Annotated in this window: 13 protein-coding genes and 2 tRNA genes; 9 read left to right on the forward strand and 6 right to left on the reverse strand. The window is 67.4% G+C overall.

Translation table 11 applies throughout. The annotated features are described in order from the left end of the window. Nucleotides 1–139 precede the first annotated feature (139 nt). From ACWEKS_RS32235 to ACWEKS_RS32260, 6 genes are all read left to right on the forward strand, one after another. Entirely contained in the window at nucleotides 140–424 is a 285-nt protein-coding gene (locus ACWEKS_RS32235) for a DUF1214 domain-containing protein (RefSeq protein ID WP_452343578.1), read from the forward strand. A gap of 77 nt (nucleotides 425–501) precedes the next feature. After that, on the forward strand, nucleotides 502–1,494 hold the full coding sequence (locus ACWEKS_RS32240) for an NADPH:quinone oxidoreductase family protein (protein WP_452343579.1): 993 nt from the start codon (nucleotides 502–504) through the stop codon (nucleotides 1,492–1,494). A 157-nt stretch (nucleotides 1,495–1,651) separates the two neighbouring features. Further along, nucleotides 1,652–2,647, forward strand: a complete 996-nt coding sequence (locus ACWEKS_RS32245; RefSeq protein WP_452343580.1) for an RNA polymerase subunit sigma-70 — start codon at nucleotides 1,652–1,654, stop codon at nucleotides 2,645–2,647. A gap of 242 nt (nucleotides 2,648–2,889) precedes the next feature. Further along, the gene (locus tag ACWEKS_RS32250; RefSeq protein WP_452343581.1) at nucleotides 2,890–4,131 is read left to right on the forward strand and encodes a glycosyltransferase family 4 protein; all 1,242 of its coding nucleotides are present in this window, start codon (nucleotides 2,890–2,892) and stop codon (nucleotides 4,129–4,131) included. Beyond that, nucleotides 4,128–6,224 carry an amylo-alpha-1,6-glucosidase gene (locus ACWEKS_RS32255; RefSeq protein WP_452343582.1) on the forward strand — a complete coding sequence of 699 codons (2,097 nt, stop codon included), beginning with the start codon at nucleotides 4,128–4,130 and terminating at the stop codon, nucleotides 6,222–6,224. The genes ACWEKS_RS32250 and ACWEKS_RS32255 overlap by 4 nt, the downstream gene beginning before the upstream one ends. Nucleotides 6,225–6,386: 162 nt before the next feature. Next, the gene (locus tag ACWEKS_RS32260; RefSeq protein ID WP_452343583.1) at nucleotides 6,387–9,113 is read left to right on the forward strand and encodes an aminotransferase class I/II-fold pyridoxal phosphate-dependent enzyme; all 2,727 of its coding nucleotides are present in this window, start codon (nucleotides 6,387–6,389) and stop codon (nucleotides 9,111–9,113) included. A gap of 112 nt (nucleotides 9,114–9,225) precedes the next feature. Here ACWEKS_RS32260 and ACWEKS_RS32265 read toward each other — a convergent pair whose 3' ends face one another. From ACWEKS_RS32265 to mihF, 3 genes are all read right to left on the reverse strand, one after another. Next, nucleotides 9,226–10,575 carry a flavin monoamine oxidase family protein gene (locus tag ACWEKS_RS32265; RefSeq protein ID WP_452343584.1) on the reverse strand — a complete coding sequence of 450 codons (1,350 nt, stop codon included), beginning with the start codon at nucleotides 10,573–10,575 and terminating at the stop codon, nucleotides 9,226–9,228. 549 nt (nucleotides 10,576–11,124) lie between these two features. Beyond that, nucleotides 11,125–11,209 (reverse strand) — tRNA-Leu (locus ACWEKS_RS32270). A gap of 139 nt (nucleotides 11,210–11,348) precedes the next feature. Further along, a complete protein-coding gene (gene mihF, locus ACWEKS_RS32275) occupies nucleotides 11,349–11,663 on the reverse strand; it encodes an integration host factor, actinobacterial type (RefSeq protein WP_354832585.1) in 315 nt (104 codons plus the stop codon). 273 nt (nucleotides 11,664–11,936) lie between these two features. On the opposite strand from mihF, the gene ACWEKS_RS32280 reads away from it, so the two are divergent. Then, nucleotides 11,937–12,770, forward strand: coding sequence for a tetratricopeptide repeat protein (locus ACWEKS_RS32280; RefSeq protein WP_452343585.1), 834 nt, complete (start codon nucleotides 11,937–11,939; stop codon nucleotides 12,768–12,770). 9 nt (nucleotides 12,771–12,779) lie between these two features. Here ACWEKS_RS32280 and ACWEKS_RS32285 read toward each other — a convergent pair whose 3' ends face one another. Next, nucleotides 12,780–15,050: an ATP-binding cassette domain-containing protein gene (locus ACWEKS_RS32285; RefSeq protein WP_452343586.1), complete on the reverse strand. Its 2,271-nt coding sequence runs from the start codon at nucleotides 15,048–15,050 to the stop codon at nucleotides 12,780–12,782. A gap of 171 nt (nucleotides 15,051–15,221) precedes the next feature. Here ACWEKS_RS32285 and ACWEKS_RS32290 point away from each other — a divergent pair, with 171 nt between their 5' ends. Further along, nucleotides 15,222–15,533, forward strand: coding sequence for a hypothetical protein (locus ACWEKS_RS32290; RefSeq protein WP_452343587.1), 312 nt, complete (start codon nucleotides 15,222–15,224; stop codon nucleotides 15,531–15,533). A 94-nt stretch (nucleotides 15,534–15,627) separates the two neighbouring features. Continuing rightward, nucleotides 15,628–15,712, forward strand: a tRNA-Leu gene (locus ACWEKS_RS32295). Between the two features lie 248 nt (nucleotides 15,713–15,960). On the opposite strand, the gene ACWEKS_RS32300 is transcribed toward ACWEKS_RS32295, so the two are convergent. Continuing rightward, nucleotides 15,961–16,686 carry an aspartate/glutamate racemase family protein gene (locus ACWEKS_RS32300; protein WP_452343588.1) on the reverse strand — a complete coding sequence of 242 codons (726 nt, stop codon included), beginning with the start codon at nucleotides 16,684–16,686 and terminating at the stop codon, nucleotides 15,961–15,963. Nucleotides 16,687–16,698: 12 nt separating this feature from the next. Next, on the reverse strand, nucleotides 16,699–17,988 hold the full coding sequence (locus ACWEKS_RS32305) for an NAD(P)/FAD-dependent oxidoreductase (protein WP_452343589.1): 1,290 nt from the start codon (nucleotides 17,986–17,988) through the stop codon (nucleotides 16,699–16,701). Nucleotides 17,989–17,992 lie beyond the last annotated feature (4 nt).

Raw genomic sequence — 17,992 nt, forward strand, 5'->3', positions numbered from 1 at the left:
CAAGTCTGCGGGCGGTAGCCCACATTGCGCTACGACGTCGTGTACAACGTTCAGGCGGTCCATTCGACACCACGTCGGGCAATGTGATCCGGCATCGAGCGGTAGGTCACGCGTGATCAGGGGGACTCGCTCGAATCGGTTGGGGTGGCCACGGAACCGCGATCGTCTAGCGGGCCAGTTCCTGACCCCCAACCCGATCAACCGCTACGAAATCGCGGGTAACACACCAGGAGTCGTCACCAACCCCGACGGCAGTATCGACATTTGGATCCAACCGCAGACCCCGCAGCCCGACCGTCAGGCGAACTGGCTGCCCGCCCCGGCCGACGGCCACCCGTTCATCCTCTTCGCCCGCTCCTACGTCCCCGGCCCCGACATCCTGTCGGGCGGCTTCACCATGCCCGCGGTCACGAAGATCGGCTGACCGGTTCCGGCGGCCGATTCCTTTCTCCGGTGGCGACGGTCTACCTGGTGACAAACCGAGAAGGAGTGCTGATCGCCATGACCATTCCCACCACCATGCGGGCCCTGCGGCAAACCTCGCTGCGGGGCCCGCAGGACCTGCGTCTGATCACCGACGCGCCGGTACCGGTTCCCGGTCCGGGCGAGGTCCTGATCCGAGTCGCCGCCGCCGGAGTCAATTTCGCCGACATCTCCCAGGCCCACGGCACCTTCCTGGGCGGACCGCGGCCACCGTACACGGCGGGGTTCGAGGCCGCCGGTGAGGTCGTCGCGGCGGGAGACGAAGTGGCCGAATCGCTTTCGGGGGCCCGCGTCGTCGGCGTGGGGGCCGGAGCATTCGCCGAATACGCGGTGCTGCCCGCGGCCTCGGCCATGCCGATCCCGGCCGGATGGACTGCCGAGCAGGCACTGGGGCTGGTCGTGAACTGGCCTACTGCGCTCGCCGCATTGAAACCGTTGGGCCGCATAGCCACTGGTGAGACGGTGCTGATCCACGCCGCAGCGGGCGCGACCGGACAAGTCGCGGTCACTATGGCCAAGCATTACGGTGCGACCGTCATCGCCACCGCCTCGCCGGGCAAACACGAGATCGTGCGGGGGCTCGGTGCCGACCACATGCTGGACTCACGGTCCGAGCACCTCCCCGCCGACGTGCTGGAACTGACCGGCGGCGCCGGGGCCGACCTGGTGCTCGAATCCGCCGGTGGCGCGACCTTCACCGCGAGCCTCGCCGCCGCCAAACGGGTCACCGGACGGGTCGTCGTCTACGGCATGGCAGGGGGCGACACCGCCATCACCAACTGGGAGTTGGTGTACAAGCACCAGATTCACCTCATCGGCCTCAATATCGGCGTGCTGATCCAGGCCGCTCCCCACGTTTTCGGCGAGGTCATGGCCGAAATGTTCGCGCTCATCGCAGCAGGTGTCCTCGCCCCCACCAGACCCGCCGCCCATGATCTCGCCGACGGGCCGAAGGTCCTCGCGGAAATGGAATCCCGCGCCACCATCGGCAAATTGGCCCTGCTGCCCTGACCATTCCGGATACCCGCTGACCTGGGTTTCGATTCCTTCGGACCGGCTGCCCGGTCGTAATGGGCGATGGACCCGATCAGCGGGCACACGATCCGGAAAGAGAGCAGCCCATGACAAGCAGCTATTCTGCAGCCCGGCGGCAGCCTAAACTCGCCGCATGACGGCGCACCTGGCGGAGGCGGCCGATCGGAGCCGCTTCGCCGCCGAAACCGAGCGATTCCGCCGGGAACTGCTGGCGCACTGCTACCGCATGGTCGGCTCGGCCCACGACGCCGAAGACCTGGTCCAGGAGACATACCTGCGTGCCTGGCGCTCCTACGCCGCTTTCGAGGGCCGCGCTTCGATGCGGACGTGGTTGTACAAGATCGCCACCAATGTCTGCCTGTCGGCGCTCGAGCCGCGCCGCATCCGAGTCCTGCCCTCGGGCCTGGGCGGTCCCGCGGACGGGTCCGAGGAAGCGCCGAGTCGTGTTGCGCCGGGCGAGGTTTCGTGGCTCGAACCATGCCCCGGCGGCTGGATCGCCCAGGTCGCGGACGATCCGGCCGCCGCGGTGGTCGCCCGCGAGTCACTCCGCCTGGCCCTCATCGCGAGCCTCCAGCATCTCCCCGCCCGCCAGCGCGCCATCCTCATCCTGCGCGAGGTCCTGTCCTTCTCCGCCGCCGAGACCGCCGAAATCCTCGGCACCACAACCGCGGCGGTCAAGAGCGGCCTGCAGCGGGCCCGCACTCGCCTGAACGAATTGCCCTCGGGCCCAGAGGAATTGCTCGAACCATCCGACCGCCGCGCGCGGGCGCTGCTCGACGGCTACATCGCCGCCTTCGAACACGCCGATGCCGCTCTCCTGGAACAGGTGCTGCGCGCCGACGCGACACTGGAGGCGACCCCGTTCCGCGATTGGCAGGCGGGCCGGGTGAATTGCATCCGCATGCTCGACGCCTACGTGATGGGCCGGCCCGGCGACTGGCGGATGCTACCCACTACGGCCAACGGCCGGCCCGCCGCCATCGAGTATCACCGGGACACCGATGGCGTGCTCCGCGGCCACGGCATCGTGGTCCTGGCTCCGACCACCACCGGTGTCCGCGGTGTCATCTCATTCCACGACCCGGCGCTGGTCGCATTGTTCGGGTTCCCCGAGGTGCTTGCGGAGTGAGTCGGTGGAAAAGGGTTCTCGCTGAGCGCTACTGCCGAGATTCGCGAATCCCTCACGGTGCAAATACATTTCATGCCCGATGGGTGGATAGGGATACCCGTAATTCGAGCCGATAAACCATCGACATAACTTTTGAATTGCGACCGCGCAAACCGGGCAAACAGCCCCTTGCCGACCAGCGTCGTTCGTGGCACCGTATACGAGGGTTTGGCTCAGTTCAACTCACGACGAGGAGTTTCGAAATGAGTAGCGAACTTACGTGCGATGCCTCACTCGAGAACGCCTTCGACTTTCTGCAGCTACAGCCCGAAAATTCCGCTGTGTTCGGCGCGGTAAATTCCCGGAAGCGGTCGCTGCATATCGTTCTCGCCGCTCCACCGTATTTCGACATCCCACCGGTCGGCTACGGCGGTATCGAGGCTGTTGTCGCCACGCTGGCCGATGAGCTGGTCGATCAGGGTCACCGCGTCACGCTGCTCGGCGCCGGCCACGCCGGTACCAAGGCCCGATTCGTCCGGGTCTGGGAGGATATCCAGTCCAAGCGGCTCGGCGAGCCGTACCCGGAGATCGTCAATGCCATGAAGACCTGGCAGATCATCGAGGCACTGCATGCCGAGGACCCGGTGGACGTCGTACACGATCACACCTTCGCCGGCCCGGCCAACGCGGCCGCCTACCGGGGGCTCGGGATTCCCACCGTCGTCACCGTGCACGGTCCGGTCGACCCCGAGATGCACGACTACTACCAATCGCTCGATCACAGTGTGCGGCTCGTGGCGATCAGCGACCGGCAGCGCGCGCTCGCGCCGGATCTGAATTGGATCGGCCGCGTGCACAACGCGATCCGCCCCTCGGAATGGCCATTCCGCACCGAAAAGCTCGACTACGCCCTGTTCCTGGGCCGCTACGCGCCCTACAAGGGACCCCACCTGGCGCTCCGGGCCGCTCACTCCGCCGGTGTGCGGCTGGTCCTGGCGGGCAAGCTCAACGAGCCGCCCGAGCACGAGTTCTTCGACAACTACATCGAGCCGCTGCTCACCGAGAGCGACGATGTGTTCGGCGAGGCCGACGCGACCGCGAAACGCCATCTGCTCGCCGGCGCGCGCTGCCTTTTGTTCCCGATTCGGTGGGAAGAACCCTTCGGCATTGTCATGATCGAGGCCATGGTCTGTGGCACACCGGTGATCGCGCTGCGCGGCGGTGCGGTGGAAGAGGTCGTCGAGCACGGCGTGACCGGATGGATCTGCGACGATCCCGACGAACTACCCGGATACATCGCCCGCGCCGATGAGATCGACCCCTACGCCTGCCGGGAGCGGGTCGAAAGGCTGTTCGCCACGGACCTGTTCGCGCAGGGCTACGAGGCGGCCTATCACCGGGCGATCGAGATGGCGGCGCAACGGACGTCGCGAACCGCCGTCCGGGTGCGGGTACCCGCGGGGACCCCGATCCTCAGCAGCCAGGCGCCAGGCGGTCGCCCGTGAGCGTATTCAATGCCGGCCCACCCGTTCTCATCGAGGGTGGCGCCGGCGTGATCACCCTCGTCGAGGCCGGAACCTTCTGCCTGTCCGACCGACTCGGGGACATTCACCCCGGCACCGCCCACGGTTTGTACTACCGGGACGCGCGCATCCTGACCCGATGGGAGCTGCGCGTGGACGGTCTTCCGCCGGAACAGCTTTCGGTGGTGGTGCGCGAACCCTTCCGGGCGCGATTCGTGGCCCGGAAGCCGCCACCGCACGGTGTCGCCGACGCGACGGTGCTGGTCCAGCGCCGTCGCGTCGTGGGTGAGGGAATGCAGGAGATCATCAGCGTGCTCAATCTCGGCGACGAGGACACCGCCCTGACGGTGGTTCTCGATGCCGAGGCGGACTTCGCGGACCTGTTCGCGGTCAAGGAGGGCCGCGCAGGCGGTGGCGGCGGCGAGTCGGCCGCCACCGAGCAGGCGCTGCGCTTCACCGACCGCAGTCAGCAGGGGCGTGGCATCATCATCACCGCCGGCGAGGACCCCGAGGTTCAGCCCGGATCGCTGACCTGGCAGGTGCTGGTCCCCGCACACGGCAGCTGGCAGACGGTGGTGCACTGCCAGCCGATCAACGACCATCGGGCCGTCCCGATGAACTTCGACGACGACGAACACAGCCCGGCGGACAAGATCCGCCGCTGGCGTGCCTCGACCACCACCCTCACCGCGAGCGGCGCCGGCCTCAACCTCATCCTGCAGCGCACCGAGACCGACCTCGGCGCGCTGCGGCTGGACGATCCCGCCGACGGCACCTCCTATGTGGCCGCCGGCGCGCCCTGGTTCATGGCCCTGTTCGGCCGCGACAGTCTGCTCACCTCGTGGATGGCGCTGCTGCTGGATTCGGACCTGGCCCTCGGAACACTGCGCCAGCTGGCGAAACTTCAAGGCACCGAGTCGAATCCGCTCACCGAGGAGGAACCCGGCCGCATCATGCACGAGCGGCGTTACGGTCCCGGCACTGATCGGGTGCTCGGCGGCACCGTCTACTACGGCACGGCCGACGCGACCCCCCTGTTCGTGATGCTGCTCGCCGAATGCCGCCGCTGGGGTATCGGCGCCGCGGCCGTACAGGAGTTGCTGCCGGCCGCCGATGCCGCGCTGGCCTGGATCGACACCGACGCCGACCTCGACGGCGACGGCTTCGTCGAGTACCGCCGCAAGACCGACCGCGGCCTCGCCAACCAGGGGTGGAAGGACAGCTGGGACGCGATCGGATTCGCCGACGGCCGCCTCGCCGACCCGCCGATCGCCCTGTGCGAGGTGCAGGGCTACGTCTACGCGGCCCGGATCGGCCGCGCCGAACTGGCCGAGGAGCTCGGCGACCACGCCCTCGCCGAGCGGCTGCGCACGCAGGCCGCCGACCTCAAAGCCCGTTTCGACGAGGCCTTCTGGATGCCGAAGAGCAGCTGCTATGCCCTGGCGCTGGACGGCTCGAAGCAGCCGGTCGATGTCGGATCGAGCAATCCCGGCCACTGCCTGTGGACCGGCATCGTGCCCGACGAACGCGCGGCCGAACTGATCGAGCGGCTGGGCGCGGCGGACCTGAACAGCGGATTCGGTTTGCGCACACTGTCTTCCACCGCCCGCCACTTCAATCCCATGGGTTATCACACCGGTTCGGTGTGGCCGCACGATACGGCCATCGCGGTGGCCGGTCTGATGCGCTACGGCCACATCCCCGGCGCACTGGACCTGAGTGTGAAACTCGCGAGCGGACTGCTCGAGGCCATCCTGGAATTCGGGGCCCGGCCGCCCGAACTGTTCTGCGGCTTCGCCCGCTCCGATTTCAGTTCCCCGGTGCCGTATCCCACCTCGTGCTCGCCGCAGGCGTGGGCGAGCGCGGCGCCCCTGCTGCTCATGCGATCGTTCCTCGGGCTGATGCCCGACGTCCCCGGGCGCACCCTCACCATCGCGCCGCGCCTGCCCGAGCGGGCGGGCATCATCCGGCTCACGGATCTCCGCCTGGGTCCGGCGACCGTATCCATCGAGGCGTGCGGCACCGACGCGAAAGTCCAGGGGCTGCCACCGGATTGGCAGCTGAACCGGAAATAGCGGCAGGCGGTGCCGGCCGATGCCGCAGCGGAAGGAAACGCTGATGACAATGCCTCCCAGCGCCTGCCCGGGCACCGGGCGTGGCGATCGGATGCGGAATGCGGTTGAGCGTCACGCCCGCCGGGCGGGGTCTGCACCCGGATCCGCCCATCGGGCGCGGTGGTGAGCACGGAGGCCGACCGCGCCGACAGCGATTCCGGGCGGGAGCTGTCGGCGTACAACAGTGTCGCGCAGTTGCGGAACGACATCTGGTGGCACATCGCCGATACCGCGCGGCGGCTGGCGGCGCTCGGCCCGGATGCGGGTACCGAGGTGGCGGAACTGGAGCGCTACCTCGCCGACACCGACCTGCTCGAGCCGTACCACAGTTACCCCGGCGGCCGGCTGGTGGCGCGGGCGCACGAGCTGGCCGGCACGGGGGCGTACGCCGAACTGACCCGGCTGGCCGAGACCATCGGCCGGGGGCTCGTCGGCGGCGCGTCGCTCGCGGCCGCGGCGAACGTCGGCGACCGGCCGCCCGCCGTGCTGGGCGAGGGGGCGGCGGCCACCGACCCCCGGCCGCACTTCGACATTCTGGTGGTCGCCGATCTGTCCGACAGCGAGGATCAGCGGCTGCGCGAAGAGATCCGAGCCATCCGCCGGCCGGAGGACGAGGCCGTCTACGACGTCGTGGTCGCGCCCAGCGTGGAGGACGCGGTGGTGGCGGCCCTGGTGAATCCGGGGATCCAAGCCGTCGTCGTCCGCTCCGACTTCCGGACCCGGTCGATGCGCGATCGCTCCCTGCTGGACCGCCTCGTCTCACCGGTCCAGCTCGCGGGTTTCGACCGGCTCGACACCGCGGCCCGGGTCTCGTCGGTCGCGCGCGAATTGCGTTCCCTGCGACCGGAACTCGACCTCTACCTGGTCGACAACGCATCGATCGAACTGCTGGCCGCGCAGCTCGGGCAGCACTTCGACTCGGTGTTCCTGCTGCAGGAGGATGTGCTGGATCTGCATCTGACGATCCTGCGCGGGGTGGCGCGGCGCCGGCGGACCCCGTTCTTCTCCGCGCTGACCGCCTACGCGCGAAAACCGACCGGCGTCTTCCATGCCATGCCGATCTCGCGCGGCAACTCGGTGGTGAACTCGCGGTGGATCCGGGATATGGGCGAGTTCTACGGGCTGAACATCTTCCTGGCCGAGACCTCGTCCACCGCCGGTGGTCTCGATTCGCTGCTGGAACCGCACGGCCCGATCCGGGAGGCGCAGGAACTGGCGGCGCGGGCGTTCGGGGCGCGCCGGACCTACTTCGTCACCAACGGCACCTCGACCGCCAACAAGATCGTCACCCAGGCCCTGGTGGCGCCCGGGGATGTGGTGCTGGTCGACCGCAACTGCCACAAATCGCACCACTACGCCCAGGTGCTGGCCGGGTCCCGGGTGGCCTACCTGGACAGCTACACACTCGACCGGTACTCCATGTACGGCGCGATTCCGCTGGCCGACATCAAGCGGACCCTGCTGACGTACCGCGCCGCGGGCCGCCTCGATCAGGTGCGGATGATCTCCCTGACCAACTGCACGTTCGACGGCGTGGTCTACGACGTCGAACGGGTCATGACCGAATGCCTGGCCATCAAGCCGGATCTGGTCTTCCTCTGGGACGAGGCCTGGTTCGCGTTCGCCCGATTCCATCCGGTGTACCGGCGGCGGACGGCGATGAACGTCGCGGCCAAGCTCGCGCAGCGCTTCCGGACCCCGGAGTACCGGGCCGAATTCGACAGCCGCAGTGCCGAACTCGCCGGCCGCTCGCACGACGATCTGGTGCACGAACCACTGCTGCCGGACCCCGACCGCGTGCGCATTCGCGTCTACGCCACCCAGTCCACCCACAAGACGCTGACCGCGTTGCGGCAGGGGTCGATGATCCACGTGTTCGACCACGACTTCGCCGGGCGCGCCGAGGGCGCCTTCCGCGAGGCGTACATGACGCACACCTCGACCTCACCGAACTACCAGATCCTGGCGTCGCTGGACGTGGGGCGCCGGCAGGTCGAACTCGAGGGCTTCGAGCTGGTCGCGCGGCAGGTGGAGCTGGCGATGACCCTGCGGGACCGCATCGCCGAACATCCGCTGCTGTCGAAGTACTTCCGTGTGCTGGGCAGCGAGAACCTGATCCCGGACCGGTACCGGCGCAGCCGCGGCTGCCCGCTGCACGCCGGCCCGGTGGCGATGGACGAGGCTTGGCACACCGACGAATTCGTGCTCGACCCGTGCCGGCTCACCCTCGAGATCGGGGCGACCGGGATCGACGGGGACACTTTCAAACACGACCAGCTGATGGATCGCTGGGGTGTCCAGGTCAACAAGACGACCCGCAACACCGTGCTGGCCATGACGAACATCGGCACCACCAGAACATCCGTCGCGTATCTGCTGCGCGCCCTGGTGGGTATCGCGGAGGGGCTGGAGGACGAGGCGAGCCAGCGGGGCCCGGCGGCCGGGCAGGAATTCGAACGCCGCGTGCACGCGCTCACCCACGAACATCCGCCGCTGCCGAACTTCTCCCGATTCCACGACGCCTTCCGGACCGACCCCGGCGGGGCAGCGCCGGACGGGGACATGCGCACCGCGTTCTACCTGGCCTACGACGACGACCGATGCGAGTATCTGCCCGCCGACCAGGTCCGCGAACGGCTCGGCGCCGGGCAGCCGGTGGTATCGGCCACCTTCGTCACCCCGTATCCGCCGGGATTCCCGGTGCTGGTCCCCGGTCAGGAATTCAGCACGGACATCCTCGACTTCATGGACGCCCTGGACACCAAGGAGATCCACGGCCTCGACCCCGGCCGCGGGTACCGGGTGTTCACCGCCGCCGCGCTGGCGGCGGTGACAGCCGTGACGACCTAGGTGTACCGACCCGAGAGGTTGGGAACCCGGCCGGCCGGCGGGTGACCGACGAGTGCGGTATGGCCGCGGTAGCGTCCGGAATGTCCCAGTGTTCTCTCGATCGCGGCCTCGGCTATCGTCGCCGGCTCAGGCTCGCCAGTACGGCCTTCCCCGCTCGCTCACCCGACGCGGCCGCGTCGGCGAGCGACGGCAGATCGAGCTGATAATCGCCCGCGAGGTAGATCGATCCGAACGGATCCCGCAACGTCGGAAGCGAGTTCCTCCGGCCGGGCGCCCAGAACGGGACGACCCGATGGTGCTTCCGCACAACGCCGTCGCCCAGCTTCCCGTCCAGCTCGGGGAATACGGTGAGCAGGTCCTTCGTGAATCGCGACAGGATTTCCTCGTCGGGCAGGTCCAGCAGTGCGTCGGCCTGAGCCCCGCCGGCGAAACAGGCCAGTGCTCCGCCTGGCTTTCGATCGCCACCTTTGCGCATCGCCGCGGCGTGGTTGAACATCGCTTGGAACGACAACTGCGGCGTCGAGACACCGAAGAAATCGTCCCAGCGCTGCGGCCCCATTTCCTCGGTGAAGAAGCCGACCACTACGTAACGGCCGTAGGTGATGTCGTTGAAAGCGACGCGGTACCGCTGCGGGAGGTCTGGAATGATCCGCTCGGCAATGTCGCCGGGCGCGGTCACGATCGCCCGCTCGGCCCGAATCCTCGCCGGCCGGTCACCATCGAGGTAGTCGACGACGACACCGTCGCCGTCCTGGCGTACCGATCGCACGACCGAGTTCAACCGGATCCGACTGCCGAGGTCTTCGGTCAGTACGTCGGTCAAGGTCTGGTTGCCACCGACCGGCAGCGAGAAGTTCGGAATTTTCTCCGGGTCGGCCAACGCGATAGCGACGGACGTGACGAACTGGGTCGCGGCCGTTTCCTCCGCCTCGCATCCCATCCATTGCGCCGACCACGACCGGACGACCTCGCCGGCCAGCTCGGAGCGGACGCCCTGGAGTAGATACGAGGCCAGCTTGGTGTCGAGCTTGGCGCGAACCCGTTGCGCGATTCGGCTCTGCGACTCCAGGAACGGCATGACGGCGAGAATGCGCGCACCGACGATGGCCATGCCGAGACGGTCCATCATCGTCATCTTCGTGCGGAACATGAGCGCGAGGGGATTCGCGGTGTCGACCAGCCCGCCATTGAGGTACAGCGCGACGCTTTTGCCTGCGAGCGAACCCATCTCGATGCCGTGCTTGTTCAGGGCATCGATCAGTGTGCCGGTGCCTTCGGTGAACTGAGTGCCGACATTGATCCAGTAGTCGCCCTTACGGACGGTGTCGACTCGTCCGCCCGTGCGATCGGTGGACTCGAGGACAACCACATCGGTCCTCGGCGCCAGCGTGGTCGCTGCCATCAATCCCGCCATCCCGGCGCCGACGACAACTACCTCTGCGGTCTCTTCGTGCGCAGTCATATCAACTCCTGAGTCTCGATTGGTTTGACCACCCCGGTGTCGTGGTGTTTGTGAACTGCCTGCGGCGCACAACTACCCGCCACGCCCTCAACGGGCCGGTGGTCGACATATCTCCGCCGCCGTGGACGCCAACTTCGTTCCGGTGACCTCGGCGATGAATCCGGGCCCTAACCAGGCCAGTCTTTCTCGAATTCGAATCTATATCGAGTTTATGAGGCTCGCGATCGCGCTGTCAACACGTGTTCCATCTCGCCGACGCCACGCACGCCCGGATGACCCGAGTCCGATACGGTGATCACCGAACTCGGCAGGCGCAGTACGGAATTCGCCACTTTGTGAGAGGCGTTTCAGTTCGGGGTTCGATCGCGGTGCGGAGGCCGGACCTGGGTACCAGCCCAAATCACCGCGATCGAGGCGAGATCTGTTGCGGAACACAGGATGAGCCGGGAGAAGATCCGGCAGATGGCCGATGCCTCGGCGGGCTGTAGCCATGAAAAAGGGCGGTTTTGGTGGATACTGCTCCAAAACCGCCCGTAGGCCTACTGACTGTGTCCGGAGGGGGACTTGAACCCCCACGCCCTAATACGGGCACTAGCACCTCAAGCTAGCGCGTCTGCCATTCCGCCACCCGGACCGGTGGTGCTCAGCAAGGTTATCGGATCGGACCGCCTGGACCAAATCGGTCGATGTCCTGCGAGTTCACCGAGGATTCGGAGGCGGTGGGAGTGGTCGCCGCCGGGCCGGTTCGCGACCCGGCAGGCCACCCCCCGATCTCAAGCCTTCAGCGCCTCCAGCAGCGCGGCACGCTGCCGGGAACCCAGGCCGCCGATTCGGCGGTCCGCGGGGATCTCGGCCTCGTCCATCAGCTTGGCCGCCTTGACCGGGCCGATGCCCGGGAGCGCCTTGATGACCGCCGCCACCTTCGTCTTCTTGACCAGGTCCTCCTTGTCCGCGCGCTTGAGCACCTCGGCGAGGCTGACCGACCCCTTCTTGACCTGCGCGATGAGTTCCGAGCGGGCCTTACGAACCGCCGCGGCCTTCGCCAGCGCCTCGGAGCGTTGTTCGGGGGTCATGGTGGGCAGAGCCATATGTCCTTACCTTTCACTCGTTCGCTGGTACGTCGCCGACGATTCAACATGACACCGGGCCCTCCGCAAGTACGACACACCGCGTGGACGTGGCCGCCACGTCGATCGACCGGCGAAATCAGTACACCGGGCACCGGTCGACGCCCGGAAAGATGCCGGTCATGCGACCAGGAGTTTGCTGGATCGTGGAGCTGGCAAATCCGGGACGCAGAAGGTGGCATCGGTACTACCGTAGCCCCGAATATCACCGGGCACCGGCGGAAGGCGGGGCAGATGAAGGGGTCGTATTCGTACGCCGAGCCGGGCACGACCGAACCAACACTGGCGGACCGATACGTCAGCGCAGACCCCGTGACCTGGAACGGCGCGCAGGTCTACCCCCTGCACTCGGAGGGTCTCGGCGGCTCCCCCACCACGGTCCGGCTGACCCTGCGCAGCGCCGCCCCACGCCCCGGCGTGCGCAGCCTGGGCATCGGACTCGCCGTGGAGGGCGGACATGTGTTGCTGGAAGGCCGCCGGCTCAGGGGGGTTGACGTCTGGAGTGATGCCATGTCGGGCGGCATCGAGCTACAGGTGTGCCCTGCCGAGACCGATGCCGCCCTCACCCTCACCCCCGTCTGGGTGGACGACACCGAGTCCACCGTCTCCTGGACGGGTAACTACGGCATCCTCATCGCCCGCGAGCCCGCCGTGACGGTCCTGCACTGCAGCACCGGCGTCGGCGCGCCCGACTTCGGCGAACTGGTCGTGGAGCTCACCATCAGTTCCACCCCGCCGCTCCCGGCTCCGCCCACCGATGCCAGCCGCTTCCAGAACGCGCTCTACGAGCTGGGCGTGGCCATGCAGCGTCGCGGCGACGAGGAGCAGGCCTGCCAACTATGGACGCAGGCAGCCGAATTCGGTCATCCGGGCGCCGCCTACGACCTCGGCGTCTTCCGTTATCGCCGGGGCGATTTCACCGAGGCCGAGCACTGGTGGCGCGCCGCCGCGGCCCAGGGCGACCCCCGGGCCATGGCCGGTCTCGCCGAACTCCTCAATCGCCGCGGCAATCCCTATGAAGCCAGGGCGTGGCGGGCGGCCAGTACCGCGGACGATCGGTACCCGTGACGCTCTTCGTCAGGCGGACTTGTAGCGGCGCAGGTACTCCCCCGTCAGCGAGACCGGGTCGCTGAGCAGTTCGGCAGGAGTACCGGTGAATACGACCTCGCCGCCGTTCTTGCCGCCGTCGGGTCCGAGGTCGATGACCCAGTCCGCGTGTGCGACCACGTCCAGGTTGTGCTCGATGACCACGACCGTGTTCCCGCGCTCGACCAGGTTGTCCATGAGCGTGAGCAGGGTGTCGACATCGGACATGTGCAGGCCGGTCGTGGGCTCGTCGAGGACGTAGACCGTGCCGGTGTTCTGCAGCTGCGTCGCGAGTTTGATGCGCTGGCGTTCGCCGCCGGAGAGGGTGCTCATGGCCTGGCCCAGGCTCAGGTAGTCCAGGCCGACCTCGTTCATGGTGCGCAACTTGGCATTCAGTGTCCTCTCGGGGAAGAACTGCCCGGCCGCCTCGGCGGAGAGCTCGAGGACGTCGGCAATCGACTTGCCGCGCAGGGTGAGTGCGAGGACCCGATCGGAAAACCGCCGCCCGTCACAGGATTCACAGTGGGTGGTGACCGGGTCCATGTAGGCGATCTCGGTGATGATGACGCCGCGGCCGCCGCATTCGGTGCAGGCGCCGTCGGAGTTGAAGCTGAACAGACCGGCCGGTTCGCCGGTCGCCTTGGCGAACAGCTTGCGGATCGGATCCATGAGCCCGAGGTAGGTGGCGGGCGTGGACCGGGAGGACGCGGCGATGGCGGACTGGTCCACGAAGACCGATTCCGGGTAACGGACCAGGAACTCGTCGCGTATGAGGCTGCTCTTGCCCGAGCCGGCGACACCGGTGATGGCGGTCAGGATGCCGGTCGGAATGGCGACGGTGACATCTTTCAGGTTGTGCGCGTTGGCATTCGCCACCGTCAGTACGCCCGTCGCGGACCGGAAGTTCTCCTTGACCCGGAAGGCGCGGCGCAATCCCGAACCGGTGGGGGTATCGGCCTGCCGCAACTCGGCGAAACTGCCGGTGAAGACGACCTCGCCGCCGTGGACGCCCGCGCGCGGACCGACATCCACGATGTGGTCGGCGATCTGGATGACATCCGGATCGTGCTCGACGACCAGCACGGTATTGCCCTTGTCCCGCAGCGCCTCCAGCATGTGGTTGAGCCGGCCGACATCGCGCGGGTGCAGGCCGACGCTGGGTTCGTCGAAGATGTAGGTCATCCCGACGAGCGTGCTGCCCAGGTGCTTGATCATCTTCAGGCGCTGGCCCTCGCCGCCGGACAGGGTCGAGGTGGCGCGGTCCAGGCTCAGGTAGCCCAGCCCGATGGCGGCGACGCGTTCGAGCGCGACCCGGGTGGCCGCGGCCAGCGGGACGGCGGCCGGGTCGTCGATCTCACCGAGGACCTCGATGAGATCGGTGATCTGCAGCCGCGCCCAGTCGGCGATATTGCGTCCATGGATGGCGGTGGCCAAGGCCTTCGGATTCAGTCGCGCCCCGTCGCAGGCCGGGCAGACGCCCTCGGTGAGGAAGCGCTGGATCTGCTCGCGGGTCTTCTCCGACAGCCCCGAGGTGTCGCGCTTGAGCCGGGTGCGGGTGAATTTGTCGACCAGGCCTTCGTAATTGGCTTTCCACGTGCCTTTCGCGAAAGACAATTCCACTCTGCCGCCGGCGCCGTGTAGCAGATCGTGCCATTCCGCGTCGTCGTAGTCGGCGAGTTTCTTGTCCGGGTCGAATCGGCCGGAGTTGGCATACAGCTGCCAATCGCCGCTGCCGACGGTGTAGCCCGGCACCAGTAGTGCGCCCTCGTTGAGCGATTTGGCGCGGTCCACGAGTTTGCCCGGGTCGGCGGTGATGGCCACACCGAGTCCGTCGCACTCGGTGCACATGCCCTGCGGGGTGTTGAAGGAGTAGTCGTAGACCAATCCCGTGGACGGAGAACCGAAGCGCGCGAACAGGGCTCGGATCAGGGCGTAGATGTCGGTCATGGTGCCGACCGTGGACCGCGGCCCGCCACCGACCGCCTTCTGATCGATGATGACCGGCGCGGTGAGGTTCTCGATGGCCTCGGCGTGCGGGCGTTCGTAGCGCGGCAGGAAGTTCAGGACGAAGGCCGGGAAGGTGGCGTAGAGCTGCCGCTGGGATTCGATGGCGATGGTGTCGAAAACAATGGAGGACTTGCCGGATCCGGAGACTCCGGTGAACACGGTGATCTTGTTCTTGGGAATGTCGATGGAGACGTTGCGCAGATTGTGCTCGCGGGCGCCGAGGATCCGAATTGTTTCGGTGGAGGCCAGGGACATGTCCCTACCATGCCAGGTCTCCCCCCCTCGATGTGCGGGGAAATGTGATGCAAATCACAGCGATTCGGATCGAATCTCCGGGTCCGACCCCGATTGCCGAACGGTCGCACCCATCTACAGTGGCGGTCGATCGCGCGGCCGATACCGCCGCGCACGACCGACGAGGAACGCATGATGAACACCGCGCGATGGACGGCCGTGGCGGCCGCCGCACTGGCCGTAGCCCTGCTCTCGGGCTGCTCGGATGTCGAGAAGGCCCTCAACAAGGGCGGCGACACCAAGTGCAGCGACTACCTTGCCCAGAACGCGGACACCCAGCGCGTCACCATCACCAAGTTCATCAAGCAGCAGACCGGCAACGACCACGAGCCCGCCGGCACCCAGGTCGACCTGTCCATGGCCGCCGTCCAGGGCCTCTGCCAGGTCCAGGCCAACAAGGACACCCCCATCAAGAACGCCAACCTGGCAGGCATCCTCCGCTAGTCCCCAAACCTCCCCCCGCGCACCTCATTTCGCCTGGCCCAGCCCCGATTTCCGTTTCCGCCAGCCTCTCCGCTAATCTTGTGCAGCATCACCGGTCCGGGTGGCGGAATGGCAGACGCGCTAGCTTGAGGTGCTAGTGCCCGTATTAGGGCGTGGGGGTTCAAGTCCCCCTCCGGACACAACGAGAGAGCGAGTTCCCAGACTTGACAAGGGAACTCGCTCTTCCTCATTCGTCGACCATTTGTTGGTGCCGTCTGTTCACCGCCAACCGCGAGCCGCGACTCACGATGGCGCTGACCGGACGGGTAGATGACGAAATCCAATGTCCTCCCGATAGTTTCGACGGCAGCCGGAACTCTGGTCGAGCGAGCCTGAACACGACGTTCGTGTCGGCCGGTATCGTCGCCGCTGCGGCCGTGACACCGTCCTAACCGTTGCCGCGCTCCCCGATGCGGAAGGGCATGTGGGACAGGGTGTGGTGGACCATGTTGGTGAGGGTCACGATGTCGAAGACCGGGATGTGCAGTAGCTGCTGGATGGCGTGACCGTACGGCACGAGGTCGGTGCATTCGATGACCAGCGCACCCATGTCGGGGTTGTTGGCGGCCAGTTGGGACACTTCTTCGAGGACTTCCGCACCGAGGCGGTCTGCGTCGAGGTTGTCGCGGCGGCCTTCGAGGATGACCTCGCGAAATTCCGGGTGCCTGGCCATTCCGGTGACACAGATCGGAACGGACTCGCCACCGATGGCTTCCAGGTGGCGGCGGGTGAGGGCCTGTTCGTCGGCGACGAGCAGGCCCACGGTCCGATCGGTGGCGAACATGCGGTGGACCATGGGCAATTGGATGAGGCTCGAGCTGTAGAGCGGGACTCGGACGGAATCGGCCAGCCGCTGCTGGAACAGGACCAGGAATCCGCAGGCGGCGGTGATCGCGTCCACGCCTTCGGATTCGAGCTTGCGGGCGGCGTCGATGAACGGCTCGAGCAGGGTCGGATCCGCCTCGCTCACCACCCGGCGCGGGGTCGCACCGGCGACGACCTGGTAGACGACCGGGAAGTCGAAGGTCGCCGGATTGCGGATGTGGCCGGGGAGCTTGGTGAACGCTGTGTCGAGACACAGGACACCGATCCGCACGTCCATTCTGTCTGCCATGCCGTCGCCGTTTCAGGTGGGTGCGCCGAAACGATTCGGCCGCAACGGGATCGGGTCGGTGAACGGCTGCTCACCCGCCAGGAGCTGACCGACGAGTTCACCGCCGGCGGGCGCGAGCCCCATGCCGATATGGCCGTGTCCGGCGGCGACGAGCAGGTTGCGGAGATCACCGGCGGGACCGATCAGGGGCAGGCTGTCCGGGGTGCACGGCCGCAATCCACTCCAGCTCTGCAGGATCGATGTCTCCTCCAAGTCGGGCAGGAATTCGCGCACGGCGCGCCGCAGCGCCCGTAGCCGGTGTTCGGAGACCGCGCAGCTCATCCCGGTCAGCTCGAGCTGTCCGCCGATCCGCAGCCGGTCGCCGAGCGGGACCATCGCCACTCTGGCCTCGCTCAGCAGCACCGGCAGGCCGGGCGCGCTGGGCGGCATGGCCACGGTGAGGCTATGGCCTCGGATCGGTTGCAGCAGCAGATCCATTCCCGCCATGCGGGCGCACTCGGCGCTCCATGCGCCCGCCGCGATGACCACATTGCCGGGGCGTAGCTCCCCGCGAGTGGTGTGGAGCCGCACGATATTCCGGTCCCGGATGCCGAAACCGGTGACCTCGGTGTGGTCGCGGATCTCTACGCCCGAACCGCGCAGAACCCGGCCGAATTCGACGAGGAATTCCGGGACGCGCAGATATGCACCCTCGGGGTTGTACAGTGCGCCGTGAATATCGAACGCTGTCTTCGGCGCGAGCTCGTCGAGCTCACCGGATCCGAGGACCCGCAGCGGGACACCACCGGCAACAGTGCGCGCCACGGTCCGGCTCGCCTCGTCGAAGCCCGCCGGGGTCTTGAAAGCCAACACGATGCCCGGTGATTCGAACAGAGCCGCCATGTTCTCCGAAGCGCACAGCTCGAGCAGGATCGCGAGACTGCGCGTCTTCATCCCGATCAGCACCCGGAATCCGTTCGCCGCGGCCTCGGCCGAGCAGGCGCGCCGGAAATGCCGCAGCCAGTGCGACAATTCGGCGTCCGGGCGCGGCTCGATGTACCAGGGCGCGTCCGGATCCGTCGCACCCGGAACGGCGGTAGCGAGCATGCCGGGTTCGGCCAGGGGGGCGGCACCGTGGGTGCCGACGAATCCCGTGTTACCGGCCGAGCACGATTGCGGTCCGCCCAGCGCACCGCGCTCGAGCACCGTGACAGTCGCCCCGCGCCGACGCAACTGCTGCGCACAGAACAGGCCGACGACTCCCCCGCCGATGACCACCACATCCGGGTCCTCGCGCACGGGGGTTCCCTCCTCGAGCGTCATGAGC

The sequence above is a fragment of the Nocardia sp. NPDC004711 genome, from assembly GCF_053601595.1.